Consider the following 13,289-nt stretch of genomic DNA (forward strand, 5'->3'; position numbering starts at 1 on the left):
TCCAAATGACTTCATTACGTTCACTATGCCAGTTAGAGAGAAGCCATATAAAGAGAAGCGACTCTTTCCTTTTTTTGAAGGATTGATACCTGAAGGGTGGTTGTTAGATATAGCTTCCAAAAACTGGAAAATCAATAAAAATGATCGTATGGGATTACTTCTGACCTGCTGTCAGAATTGTATCGGTGCAGTAAGTGTGGAACCTATAACAGAAGAAGAAAATGGAGCATAAATGCTTATATTGTTATGAACCTGTTGAAAATGAACTGGACTTTCACGAAAAGTGTTCAATTGAATTCTTTGGAACACCAACACCTCCTAAAATTGAATATTCGCTTGACCAAATGGACGAACTTGCGAAAAATGTCGTAGAGCGAAGTATTGCTATCCCAGGGGTTCAGCCGAAACTATCTATGTCTATGGTCAAAGAAACCAAGGAGAATTCGGACACACGACTGACTGTAGTTGGTGCATTAGGTGGACAATTTATATTTAAACCACCTACTGACAGATTTCCAGAAATGCCTGAAAACGAACATGTAACAATGCGAATAGGTGAAGCTTTAGGAATTCGAGTAGTACCATCATCATTGATTCGAATTTTATCTGGAGAACTTTCCTATATAACTAAACGAGTTGACCGAACAGAAACTGGAGAAAAAATCCACATGCTCGATATGTTTCAGATCACTGAAGCATTTGATAAGTATAAAGGTTCAATGGAGAAAATTGGAAAAGCATTAGACCACTATTCAAGTAACACTTTGCTTGATAAAACCTTTTTCTTTGACGTAGCTCTTTTCTCCTTTTTAACAGGAAATAGCGATATGCACTTAAAGAACTTCTCGATGATCGAAAGCCCTTCTGGTTGGATTTTGTGTCCTGCCTATGACCTTTTGAATGTTGCAATTGTGTTTCCAGAAGATACAGAAGAACTTGCACTGACATTAGTTTGGAAGAAAAAGAAGTTAAAACGTGAACACTTTGAACAGTTAGCAGAAGGATTAGGATTAAATCCTAAACAGATTAAAGGAGCTTTTAATCGAATGATAAAGAATAAATCAAAAGCATTCAATTGGATTGATCGATCGTTTCTATCAAATGAAATGAAAACTGCCTATAAAGAGTTGCTAGAAGGTAGATACAAACAATTAGGACATAAAGAATAAGACGAAACCACAACCACAACTACCACTATCATCCATTGTGTCAGCCGCGAAGCTTCGGGCTTTTACCAAAAATTGCTATCTTTAAACCATGGCTTGGTGCTCACGGAATAGTCCTCTCATGCTAAAGCATGTCAATTATTGCCAAAAGGCGGCACAAGTTAGATAATTTCACACCGAAACCTAAGCCAAAGCGTTATGTACAATCCTGAAAAAAATCAGAACTATGATACCATCAGCTTTACAAAAAAAAACGAATTACACCTTTTCAGCGGACACAAATAAAAATATAGCAATACTATTGGCCGTATTTTTTTCCATCATAAGTCTTACAGTATTTCAAGATTTTTTAGAATCGAATAGAAATGGGTATTCATTTTATATTAGTGAATCTATCTTATTTAAAACAATTTGGATTCTTTTCATTCCGCTCCTGGTTTTATTAGGTAAAATTCTCAAAAAGCAACAATTAGATTCAATAGGCAAAACAACGTTTTTTATAGTTACACCAATAGCAGTCCATCTATTTGTTCTTCCTTTTGTTTTTTTATTTTTTTCTGTTCTTTTCTATAATGGCAGGTACGACTTTCATAAAATAATGACTTATACTTTAGCTAATGACTTATATAAAATTATTATAATTTATTCAGCTTTTGTCTTTGGTCATAAGTATCTTTCTGATAAACTAACTGAATTGGTTCCTATAAATAAACAATCCTATCTCAAAAAAATAATTATTGGTAACGGTAAGAATAATGCAGTTATTGATGTTAACGACATTTATCAAATTACAGCGGAAACACCATACATTTCAATTCAACTCGAAGAAAAAAATATCTTCATACAGAAACGCTAAAATCCATTGCAAAACAATTAGATAATAAGGCATTTATCAGAGTCCATAAATCTACAATTGTCAATTTTAACAAAGTAGCTTCTTTTAAATCCAGGCTTAATGGCGACTATGACATCTTTTTAAAAAATGGAGTTAAATTAAGGTTGAGCAGAACTTATGTAGCCAATTTCAAAAGCAACTTTAAAAACGGCAATCGGGTTACAACATAAACTCATCGTCTCAACACATTTAACTTCTGTTTGAAGATTTCCAAAACTACCTTTGTGTTAAAAGGAACTTAAAACACATTATAATGGATGTTCAAACACCACCACTTAGATACCCAATAAATGTATTGCGTTTCATCTTCTTGCTTACTTTTATAGGCATTTTGACAAATTGTAATGGACAAACAAAAACCAACACGCAACAAACGAATGTAAAAACCGAAAAGAAAAAACTTGTTGATGGTGGCTGTGATGGTTGCGAACTAATGTACATCGGAATGCCACAAAATATGAAGTCCGTAGACACAAGTTCAGGATGGTCTGAAAAAGGACAAAAACTTCTGATAACAGGAACTGTCTATAGGCTAGGTGGTAAAATTCCTGCACCAAATGTGATCATTTATTATTGGCAAACCGATACTGATGGATATTATTCGCCAAGAGAGGGAATGGACGAACAAGCAAAAAAAAACGGGCATATTAGAGGTTGGGTAAAAACGGACGAAAACGGTAATTACTCCATTTATACCATTAGACCTGTAGCTTATCCAAATCGTGATATACCTGCACATATTCATATTTCAATAAAAGAACCAAACATTAAGGATGAGTATTACATTGATGGACTTGTTTTTGACGATGATATATTGTTGACTGGAAATGAAAGAAAAAAACTTGAAAATCGTGGAGGTAGTGGAGTTTTGAGAGTATTGATTGACAAGAATATACAAATAGCAGAACACAATATTATTTTAGGCCTCAACATTCCAAATTATCCTGAAAAAAATCAAGCTAAACTAAATTCGGGACTTGAAATCGGTGAAGATAATCCTTCGTTTACACCATTCCACGCATATGGCCCTGATAAAGGAACGAGAACTTGTCCTGTGTGCAAGTATGGAAGATTTCACGGAATAGTTTATTTTGTTGGTAACCATCCTAATTGGAAAAATTTAAAAAAATGGTTGTCATTCTTGGAACTCGAAAGTATAAATCGCAGTAAATATTTAAAAGTCTATTTTGTATATGGTAATGAAAACGATTACAACAAAGACAAAAGACAAAAAGATTTAGCAAAGTTGGGAAGTCAACTAAACATAAAGAATATGGCATTAACCTTTGTTCCGTCATTTTCTGACGAGGAGAGTGAAGTAAACTTGAATAAAATAAATCCAGATGTAGAAAATACATTTATCATGTATAGGCAGAGAACAATAATTGACAAATTTGTGAATTTAAAACCAACAAGAAAAAATTACAAACTGATTTCACAGACGTTAGACAAAACGAAAAGCGAATTTTTTAACATTCAAGAACCAAAACACCATTAAAAAGGGGAAGCACGCAACAAAGCACATAGGTACTATCAAGTAAACACCAATTTTCACACTACACGTTCACCATAGTTACTACCCAACTATTCTATTTGCTTTATTGCCATTTTATAGCTACTTTTGAAAGGCTGTCGCTAAATAAAACCCTACTCCAACCCTATTGAAGTGCTGTTATCTTTAGCTTCTTAATTTAAGAAAATCCAATAATGAATAAGAACGTATTGCGTTTATACAATTGTTAATAGTCATTAATTCGGAGGTTCGTAAAATCCAATGGTTATGGAGAGTAATAAGATGTAAAATAACCGTGACATTGATAAAGAAAAGGGATTACTTTCACCCACACCGACTTTAGATTCAGGGAATCGAGTAAAACCTGATTTACAATCGTTTCACGATATAAAGTCGAATTGAGTTCAAGGTACTGTTTTATTATGACAAAGTCAAGTTTATTGGTCTGTACAGTCTTCCTCTCTACGTTTTTTAGCTCTAGCTAAAATCCATAGAGGCAAGTTATTTTACTTACTAACTCAAAGGAAACTGCCTTTGAGTTCCGATTAACAACAACTAACACTATGTAAAGAGAATAAAACTAACGTTTTACTATCTTTACACATATGTTGTGTGTCATACCCGAAAACGACTAAAATTGAGGAATTGGCACAGATGACGTAAAGATGACATAAAGATGACGCTACTTAAATATAAAATTCGATTTAGTTTTGTTCGAAATAATTAAATCTCGGAAAAATGAAGAACAAAGAATTAGCAAAAAGAGTAAGAGAATTAAGAAAAAGAAAAGGTTTATCTCAAGAGGAGTTGACTGAAGATTCTGGACTTAGTTTAAGAACAATCCAACGAATTGAAAACGGAGAAACCGAACCAACGGGCGATACTCTCAAAAGAATATCTAACGCATTGAATGTTAATCCAGATGAATTAATTGATTGGACAATTAAAGAAGATAGAGGTTATCTAAAAGCACTTAACTTATCTACTCTTACTTTTCTTTTCTTTCCTTTACTTGGAATTCTAGTCCCTTTAATTTTGTGGAATTCCAAAAAAGACAAATTAAAAGATATCAATAAAATAGGAAAAGACATTATTAACTTTGAGATTTCTTGGACAATATTTTTTTTCCTTGGGTTTATATTAAATACAATTTATATGGCAAGTAAGTGGCATACGGATGAATTTATTTCTGGAGGCAGTATAGCATCAAGTATGAAATTTAACTTTTTCTTTCTGATTTTTATGTATGCATTTAATTTTGCGTTTATAATTTTCAATACACTCTTAATTGGAAAAGGAAAAGATGTAAAATACTATCCAAAGTTTAGATTCTTGAGAAATTAAAAAGTACGTCACACAACAAAGAACTGAGTTAAAAACAACCAAACACACCATTTTTCACACTACACCTTAACCATAGTTACTACCCAACTATTCTATTTGCTTTATTGCCATTTTAATGCTACATTTGAAAGGCAGTCGCTAAATAAAACCCTACTCCAACCCTATTGAAGTCTTGTTCACTTTAGCTTCTTATAAACAATTAAAAACAATTGCAACTATAATGGATATTACCACTCCCGAAGTGTCGGGATGGTAATACGTATGTTACCCAACATTTGAGAAAAACCATTTTCATATTAAACTTAATTTTCAGCACATTAATTTTTGCTCAAAACCCTGAATCCTCAACTCTATATGAAAAAGAGTATTCCGATTTAATTAATTACGTGCCGAAAAACTTGAAATTTGACTCAATTCACAAACCTGAAAGTCATCTATTACAAACTGAATTAAATACAATAAACAGTATTCAAATTTACAGCGGATTTAGAAAAGATTTTAAATTGTCCGAAAGTGACAACCAATGGTTAGACAATAGAATTAATCAAATTGCGACCGAATTATTTCTTGATGGAAAAAGAATTTTAGTAAGTGCTGTTGGAGGTTATTCTGGTTGTCCAAATAAAATGATTGACACTCTTCAATTAAATAACATCGAAATTGTTAATTTAAAATTCTGCCACACTTGTGCCAATTCATATCGAGATAAGAAGTTTATCGAAATATTTAATAGCAAAATGTATTCTTTAATGGAAATTGAACCACCAAATAGAAAAACAAAATTATTCTATGGCGAATTTCAAGGGAGAAGCAAAGAACGATATGAAATTAAATTAATTTTAAAAGAGGAAAGAACATTTAAATATTGGGTAAATAAAGGACACGGTTCAGATTTTACAGAAGGCTTGTGGAAAAACATTAATGAAACGCTGATTTTAAATTCTCGGAATCTAAATAAGGACGATGAAATAAGTTTTGCTTTGTCTAGTGCAAAATGGATTGAATTTAAAGGCTTGGAGTTTCGTTTGAAAAAAGGAAAACTGACTGAATTAAATGGCGAAAATCGGAAATTAAAACAAACAGTCGAATAAAAAAACGTTGGGTAACACCGTATCCTATGTAAAGCACTTTCCCGAGTCTTAGGTTAAATATACAATATTTTTCTTTTTTTTAATTCATGATATTATTTTTAGTGTTGAACTGTTGATTACGCTTTTTGCGTTATCAATAATTCAATGCTAGCTTTATAAAACTCCGCATCCTATATGTGGTATCCGTCTTTAGCGAATCCACCAGCATCTCTATGATGATTTTGGCAAACAAGGCAACTTGCTATAAATATGTGATAACTGTATTAGAGTTTCACCTACGGTGTTTTGTTGTCCTATCTTTTGTGCCAATTTTATAATGAGTTTTAAGCTTGTTTTATGTTTTTATTTAACTAACTACACCTACTTCATAAGGAATTTCAGTTCTAATTACTGCATGAATTCGACTCAAGAGTTTCCTCGCTACTTTTACCAATATGCGTTTGACATCTTTACCTGAATGTGACCGATAATAGGCCTGCATAACTGGATCAAAACGCAACGCTTGCCAAGTAGCTTCTACCAAATAACTACGCATTAGCCGATTTGCTCTTGGGGTTAACCCTGAAGTTTTGAGATTATCTCCACTTTGGTGTACCCAGGGAACCAATCCTACATAACTGGCTAATTGTTTGAAATTTTTAAAACGCCTTAAATCACCCAATTCACATAATAATCCACAAGCTACTATGCCTCCTACTCCCGGAACTGATCGTAATAAATAATAATCTTTCTTATAATGCTTACGACAATAGGCACGTAATTTTGTACTCACATCTCGCTTTTGCTTATCTATATATTCATAGGTAATAAGACGTGTCTCAAAACAATAATCCATTGTAGGATATTCAAAAGTCAAATTTCTTAACCAATCTCTAAAATTATGAGACCAATGACTATTGTCAAATGGCTTTGGAATTTCAATCCCCAAATACAACAATTGCATCTTTATTTGAGTCTTTATTTTTCGATGTTCTTTAACCAGCTCATTTCTTCGACGAAACAAACATCTTAACTGCTCTCGTTCTATTGAAGGAACATGAATTCCTTTGAGTCGGCCATCCTTTAATTCTTTACATAACATACGTGCATCGATCTTGTCGGTCTTTTGAAACTGGGCCTTGGCTGGACGATGAACATCTGCAGGGTTAACAACCTTTGCATGCCATCCAAATGAAATAAAATGTCGATAATGACTAAAGCCACAACAACCCGATTCATAACAGCAATAAACAGTATATCCCTTAAAATGCCTATCCACATACTTTTTTAAACTAAATGCATCTGGTGGAATAGTTAACGATGATCCATCAAAAAGATCCGTTGCAGTACGAATTTTCCAACTTCGCTTGTGTACGTCAATTCCAATAAATAACTTTGATCTAGTAGTATCCTTTGTTTTCATAATAATAAGTTTTTGAACCTTAAAATTATTAACTAAACTTTGGATACTGCTTTTACATGGTTGCTAAAATTAATTGCTAGTTAGAGCCTATTTACGAAAGTCCTCGCGGACTTTCTATCTGTGATTTATTTGCTAACTTTAATGTTTAAACACGCAAAGAAATCATACACAAAACGCTAGCAAACATTCTCTAAATGAAAACAACAAGAGGAAAAATATTAACTTTATTATTTATTATTTTTATCTCAATTAGTAGCTATGTTATTTATGACCTTTTTCTTTTTGACTACTTTAACAACAAACGTCTTGAACAAAGAAAAGTTGAACTTGTAGAAAATTACTACAAAAATGAGGACTCGTTTGCAAAATTTAAATCACTAATTGAGGGCATTGGAAACGTATCTAACTTACATTTTTTTGAACCTAATCAAATCAGTTTTTCAATATTCAGTAAAAACTACGATTCAAACAATGACATCGCACCTTTGGTCCTTGAGATTTATAATGATGGTGATAGTTTAACCATGGATTATAAATTTAATAAAGATTATTCAATAACTTTAAATAATACTGACTCTGTTGAAACATTTAGTGAATGGCAATTTTACATTGACACTGATCAAAATGATAAAAGAATAATACAGTTACTCGATTATATTGATTTAACTCCAGAGAAACTAATTACTATTAAAAACGAGTTAAGTAATTTGAATTGTAAAGCCTTAAATAGAAATAATCAGCTCATTAAATTTAGATACGCGGGTCATTTGGGCAAATCATTGGACTACATTATTCCGTTGAATCAAAAAGAAATTGAGAATACGATTATAAAAATTAAGGACAGATTTCACTATGGAATTACAAATGATTTTACCTATTGTGGAATTACAAAATGGTAAAAAAAGTTTGCCAACAATTACTATAATTCACTTTAGCTTCGTAATTAAAAGAAAATACCATAACGAGTATGAACGCTTCCGAATTATCGGGACGTTTAAATAATTGTTGTAAACAATTAAACGGAACAATTTTTGATAACAAAGTATTGGTTATAAATTAAGAAATTATGAAAAAATTACTATTTATTTTGACATCTCTAGTTCTATTTAGTTGCGGTAATAAAGCGAATAAAAAAAATCATTCTATAATAGGAATGGAATTTCAAAAGTTCTACGAAATAGAAAGACTTTCAGATTATTCTAAAATAAGTGATACTACTGTTTACGGAAATAATTCTGAACTAAAACATGGAATTCTTCATTTACGAGATAAAAAAAACAATCTTATAATTTTAAAAAGCATAACTCTTGACTCAAAAAATGAAAATAGAATTTATAAAATTCTGGATACTTTAATAATACCAAATTTGAATAAACCTGAATTAATCACAATTGGATATTGTCAAATAAATGAAGATAGCGATAAAAACCTTATAGCAATTGTTGACAAAACCGATAGTTTAAAAATTCAGAATATTAGAAAAATATGAAGAGCGAATACAAGTACTAATAAAATTGAAATTGTAAATAACCTAAACGGAATTAATTGTTTCAATGAATGGTTTTTGGAAAAATAACTGTTTACAACAAAGTCCTCTATTAAAAACCACCAAACCACACCATTTTTTCACACTACACCTTAACCATAGTTACTACCCAAATCTTCTATTTGCTTTATTGCCATTTTATAGCTACTTTTGAAAGGCTGTCGCTAAATAAAACCTACTCCAACCCAATTGAAGTCCTGTTCTCTTTAGCTTCGTAATTTAAGAAAATCCAATAATGAATAAGAACGTATTGCGTTTATACAATTGTTGTGGTTAATTTTGAAACAAGTCGAAATCTTCACCAATAGAACTGTGATTTAACAGAAATATGAATATCAAATCAATTTTATTATTGCTTTTTGTTTGCCAAATTGGTTGGGGACAAAATTGCGATTTCGAAATTCGAAGTTTATCAAATCAACTCATAGGGGAATTTGAAATAATTGAAATTTCGGAATACCAAAAAGTAAAAATGAATCCAGAAAAATATATTGAATTCACTCCAATGTCAGAATCGGATTTGATAAAGAAGTACCCTGAGATATTCAAAATTAAAGATTCGTGTTATGTGTTTCCAGCCAATTCCAATATTGATATTGGAATCAAAACAACGGAATTGAAAGCATGTAAAAATAAGACACAATCAAAAGCATATTCTAATTACGATTTTAAAGGAGTTTACTGCGATAATGGACTAGTTCAAGTGCAAGGTTACGAAAGCTCTGGATTTCTATCAATAGACTTATCAAATGGATTAACAAGCTATACAATGGGTAAGCCTTTTACTTCAAATGGAGAAACAGCTATCTCCTACTCTAACTCTTATGGAGAAGAAGAAATTGCGTTGACGGATTTATGGACTAAAAAGCAATTCGTAATCGGAATTGAAGGTTGGCGGACAAAGGAATCACAAGTTCAAGACAATGTTTATTATTTAAAACTTGAATCGGAATTTCAAACTGAATGTGATAGAGAAACTAAATACTTGAAATTGCGCATAAAAAACTAACCACAACAAAAGTAATCGTTGCACAAGCAGTAAAAACCCCCTTTTAAATCAATAATTGACTTGATTTCAACCATTTTAAGAACGGCTGTAATTTAATTTTCTACCTCAATTGAATATTTTTAAAAAGGTTATACCAGCTTATTTTATCCCATATATTGTTAATATTTTGAGTTAAATAGGTTGTAAGTGATTTGGCATCACTTCTTACTACTTTACTGGTAAATTTTAGGTATTTCTTTAAATTATAGGCGATCGCTGATAGGTGCATCACCTTATTAGCTTGTTGTATGCCAATGGTATTTATTTTTCTGAGTCCCATAAATTGGGTAAGTGTACCAAAGACGGGTTCAACTGTACTCTGCCTTTTAGATTTCATATACCTACCACGTTTACTATTGACCCGTTGGTTATTGCGTTCATATTCTTCTCTATAATACGTTACCGAAAACTTCTTTTCTTGTGCCGTTTTACCTAAACATTGCCTTTTCATTGGACAGGCCCTACATATTTTAGATGATATCCTATATTCCTTCTTCTTGGTGTGGGTTCTGTAATCATTAAATACTTTTTTAAAGGGAACTATCTTGCCGTATGGGCAAACATAATGGTCGTAAGTTTTGTTATAAATAAACCCGTCTGGACCTCCTTTATAGGTGCCATGTGGCGGTATGTAACTTGTTAAACCTATTTTTTCTAAAAAAGCATAATTTTCTCCCCCGACGCTTCGGGGCTATAACCTGTGTCCGCAACACAGTTTTTCCATATCAAACCTTGTCTGTTTAATCTATTCTTTAATCTTGGTACAATGTCTTGCAAGTATTGGCTATCTTTCTTATCGGCCATATACGCTCTAATATCTGTAATTACATGATGCCCTGTATCAACACTTAATTGGCTCATATAATTTAACTTTCGTGCCTTGCCCGGTTTTACACTTATTTTTGCATCGGGGTCAGTTGGACTATAATGGGTTTTGTTTGAGGTGTATTTACTACCTTTATTACCCGCTCCTGGACGTTGGTCTTGGTCTTTTGACCACTTTTTGTTTCTGCACTTTATAGCTGTCAGTTCTTGTTTACTCGCTGATACAGTCTTTTGTGATGGGGTCGCTTTGTTGGTTTTGGCTTTACGTATTGGCTTGTCCTTATCCATCGCACTTAGTTGACGGATTTTTTTTAAATGCTCTTCCAACTCTTCTTCTGGTACTTTCAGTTCTAAACTATCCATGGAAGCATTCGCCTTGACTGGAGCTGAATCTATCGCTTGAGTATGCCCACTTACCATGCCTTTTTCAATACACATCATTAAAACTCTTGTAAATACTTCTTCAAAAATAGCTTCAGGATACAATTGACGAGTTCGACTTATGGTGCTATGCCATGGTAGTTCTTCATCAATATCATAGCCTAAAAAATATAAAATATCTATACGCAAACTACAATGAGATATCAACTGGCGATCGCTGATGATGTTCTCTAAATAACCAACCAAACACCCCCGAGACTTCGGGGAAAAAACACCGTAGGGTCAATGCTCTTTTGACCGCTATCACCATAATAAGAACGCGTCAATTCATAAAGGAAATGAAAGTCCAATGCTTGCTTTAAACGTCTGTAAAAATTCTCTGGGGGAATCCGATCACTCATCAGAAATTGAGTGAACAGTTTTTCTTGATATTTTTTTTTGCCTTGCATAATACAAGATACTAAAAATCACTAACTTGTGCAACAGGCACAATGTGTATAATTCATTGCTAGTTATAGCCTACTTACGAAAGTCCTCGCGGACTTTCTATCCGTGATTTATTTGCTAACTTTAGTGCTTAAACACGCAACGAAATCATACACTAGACCGTTGTAACCAATTCAAAAATACCTACTTATGGGTATTTTCTAATTTAACTAAATTAATATCTTTGAAAGAAATTATTAACCAAAATTATAGATAATGAAACAAAAAATAATCTTGTCTTTAAATAATGTTGAATTAGAAGAATTTAGAGAATTAGTACAAAACAGTAATTTAGAAGACTTAAACAAATTAGTGAATTTGGTAGTTCAGAAAGATGACCCAGATAGTTTCATTAAAAGAAAAGTCTATGAAGCTTTATCTGATTTAAGTGGTTTTGGAATAGATTTCATAAAAGAAAGCCATAAACTAAAAAGTGATTTAGGCTTAACTAACTATCATAAAAAGTCTTTAAAGACTTACTTTCAAAGAATTGTGAAGGAATTAGATTCTGATAAAATTGTGAGTGTCACAGAGTGCGAAAAATTGGAAAAAGTGTCAGAATGTTTAAAATTAATAAAATCTAAAATATGAAATATATATTCTCACTAATACTTTTTTTATTTTCTATAATTTATGTTAATGGGCAAAATTCAGAAAATAATATTTTTGAACAAATTACGCTAAGAAAATCTTTTCAAAGTAAAAATGATAAAGCTGAAGCTGCTATTGTAACTTTTTCAAAACCAAAAGATAAAGCCGAATCTTGGTTATTAAATGCTGCAATTGGAATTAATATCTTACCCAATACAACAAAAGTCTTGACTCTTTCACCATATATAGAGTATCATAGGAATACTTTAATAGACAAAGAACAAAATAATTTACAAACTGGATTAGCTCTAGAATGGCAACTTCGAGATTTATCTATAAAAAAATGGACACCTATCTTTATTTCATCTATAAAATATAATGATGATAAAATTAAGAAAGTATCCTCTTTTCAAGGAAACTATTATTTCACACCACTTTTAAAAGGTAAAGGAAAAAATTCAAAATACTTCTATATACCAAATACAATTGTAGATTTTGGAAATGCTTTTCAATTCACTTATTCACCATATATAGGAATAGAAAATGAAAATAGATTTTCAACAGAAGATCTTGCTGATAAAGGAAGTATTTATCGTGCATATTTTAGAGTTACATCTAATATATTACTTTTTCCATCTTCGGAAAAACTAAAAGAAAAATTTGAGTTCAATATAGATTGGCAGTATAGATATAATTTAGAAGAAAATGTTGAAAATCTAAATAAGTCAGAACACAAATATTTTACTGCTAGTTTCAATTATATATTTTTCACAACTCAAGAAGGCAAAAAGTCAGCTAAAATCGGTTTTGACTATACAAATGGAGAAAACCCTTCAAAGAATTTTGAGGAACAATCTTTTTATGCTCTAAGTTTAAAAGTTAAATTATAAATTACTTACAGATTAACTTTAGAGAACTACTGGTTACAACACCGTATAAACTTTATTGCTAGTTTTTGCTCACTTGGGAAATTCCTTCGGAATTTCGCCGTTCGTGTTTTA

General features: G+C 31.8%; 13 protein-coding genes and 1 pseudogene. 12 read left to right on the plus strand and 2 right to left on the minus strand.

The features are described 5' to 3' along the window. Positions 1–13: 13 nt before the first annotated feature. The 7 genes from FF125_RS22320 to FF125_RS13555 all read left to right on the plus strand — a co-directional run bounded on the left by FF125_RS22320 (position 14) and on the right by FF125_RS13555 (position 6,009). Positions 14–232 carry a HipA N-terminal domain-containing protein gene (locus FF125_RS22320; protein WP_394344130.1) on the plus strand — a complete coding sequence of 73 codons (219 nt, stop codon included), beginning with the start codon at positions 14–16 and terminating at the stop codon, positions 230–232. After that, positions 222–1,169 carry a HipA domain-containing protein gene (locus tag FF125_RS13535; protein ID WP_138950266.1) on the plus strand — a complete coding sequence of 316 codons (948 nt, stop codon included), beginning with the start codon at positions 222–224 and terminating at the stop codon, positions 1,167–1,169. The genes FF125_RS22320 and FF125_RS13535 overlap by 11 nt, the downstream gene beginning before the upstream one ends. Before the next feature lie 223 nt (positions 1,170–1,392). Next, entirely contained in the window at positions 1,393–2,022 is a 630-nt protein-coding gene (locus tag FF125_RS13540; RefSeq protein WP_250629586.1) for a LytTR family transcriptional regulator, read from the plus strand. Positions 2,023–2,027: 5 nt separating this feature from the next. Next, on the plus strand, positions 2,028–2,231 hold the full coding sequence (locus tag FF125_RS22125) for a LytTR family DNA-binding domain-containing protein (protein ID WP_250629758.1): 204 nt from the start codon (positions 2,028–2,030) through the stop codon (positions 2,229–2,231). Positions 2,232–2,314: 83 nt separating this feature from the next. Beyond that, complete coding sequence (locus FF125_RS13545; RefSeq protein ID WP_138950267.1) at positions 2,315–3,559, plus strand: dioxygenase family protein; 1,245 nt, start codon at positions 2,315–2,317, stop codon at positions 3,557–3,559. 753 nt (positions 3,560–4,312) lie between these two features. After that, positions 4,313–4,918, plus strand: coding sequence for a helix-turn-helix domain-containing protein (locus FF125_RS13550; protein WP_138950268.1), 606 nt, complete (start codon positions 4,313–4,315; stop codon positions 4,916–4,918). Between the two features lie 275 nt (positions 4,919–5,193). Further along, a complete protein-coding gene (locus FF125_RS13555; protein WP_138950269.1) occupies positions 5,194–6,009 on the plus strand; it encodes a hypothetical protein in 816 nt (271 codons plus the stop codon). A gap of 346 nt (positions 6,010–6,355) precedes the next feature. Here the strand turns inward: FF125_RS13555 and FF125_RS13560 are convergent, their stop codons facing one another. Next, positions 6,356–7,411: an IS110 family RNA-guided transposase gene (locus tag FF125_RS13560; protein ID WP_138948250.1), complete on the minus strand. Its 1,056-nt coding sequence runs from the start codon at positions 7,409–7,411 to the stop codon at positions 6,356–6,358. A 194-nt stretch (positions 7,412–7,605) separates the two neighbouring features. On the opposite strand from FF125_RS13560, the gene FF125_RS13565 reads away from it, so the two are divergent. The 3 genes from FF125_RS13565 (at position 7,606) to FF125_RS13575 (ending at position 9,966) form a co-directional block, all read left to right on the plus strand. Then, positions 7,606–8,310, plus strand: coding sequence for a hypothetical protein (locus tag FF125_RS13565; RefSeq protein ID WP_138950270.1), 705 nt, complete (start codon positions 7,606–7,608; stop codon positions 8,308–8,310). Positions 8,311–8,477: 167 nt separating this feature from the next. Further along, the gene (locus tag FF125_RS13570) at positions 8,478–8,900 is read left to right on the plus strand and encodes a hypothetical protein (RefSeq protein WP_138950271.1); all 423 of its coding nucleotides are present in this window, start codon (positions 8,478–8,480) and stop codon (positions 8,898–8,900) included. 385 nt (positions 8,901–9,285) lie between these two features. Further along, positions 9,286–9,966 carry a hypothetical protein gene (locus FF125_RS13575; protein WP_138950272.1) on the plus strand — a complete coding sequence of 227 codons (681 nt, stop codon included), beginning with the start codon at positions 9,286–9,288 and terminating at the stop codon, positions 9,964–9,966. Between the two features lie 187 nt (positions 9,967–10,153). Here the strand turns inward: FF125_RS13575 and FF125_RS22375 are convergent. Beyond that, positions 10,154–11,660: pseudogene (locus FF125_RS22375) on the minus strand (IS1182 family transposase); the annotation flags it as partial. Between the two features lie 253 nt (positions 11,661–11,913). Here FF125_RS22375 and FF125_RS13585 point away from each other — a divergent pair. After that, a complete protein-coding gene (locus tag FF125_RS13585) occupies positions 11,914–12,288 on the plus strand; it encodes a hypothetical protein (protein ID WP_138950273.1) in 375 nt (124 codons plus the stop codon). Continuing rightward, positions 12,285–13,178: a hypothetical protein gene (locus FF125_RS13590; protein WP_138950274.1), complete on the plus strand. Its 894-nt coding sequence runs from the start codon at positions 12,285–12,287 to the stop codon at positions 13,176–13,178. The genes FF125_RS13585 and FF125_RS13590 overlap by 4 nt, the downstream gene beginning before the upstream one ends. The last annotated feature ends 111 nt before the right edge of the window (positions 13,179–13,289 follow it).

The sequence above is a fragment of the Aureibaculum algae genome, from assembly GCF_006065315.1.
GTDB lineage: Bacteria > Bacteroidota > Bacteroidia > Flavobacteriales > Flavobacteriaceae > Aureibaculum > Aureibaculum algae.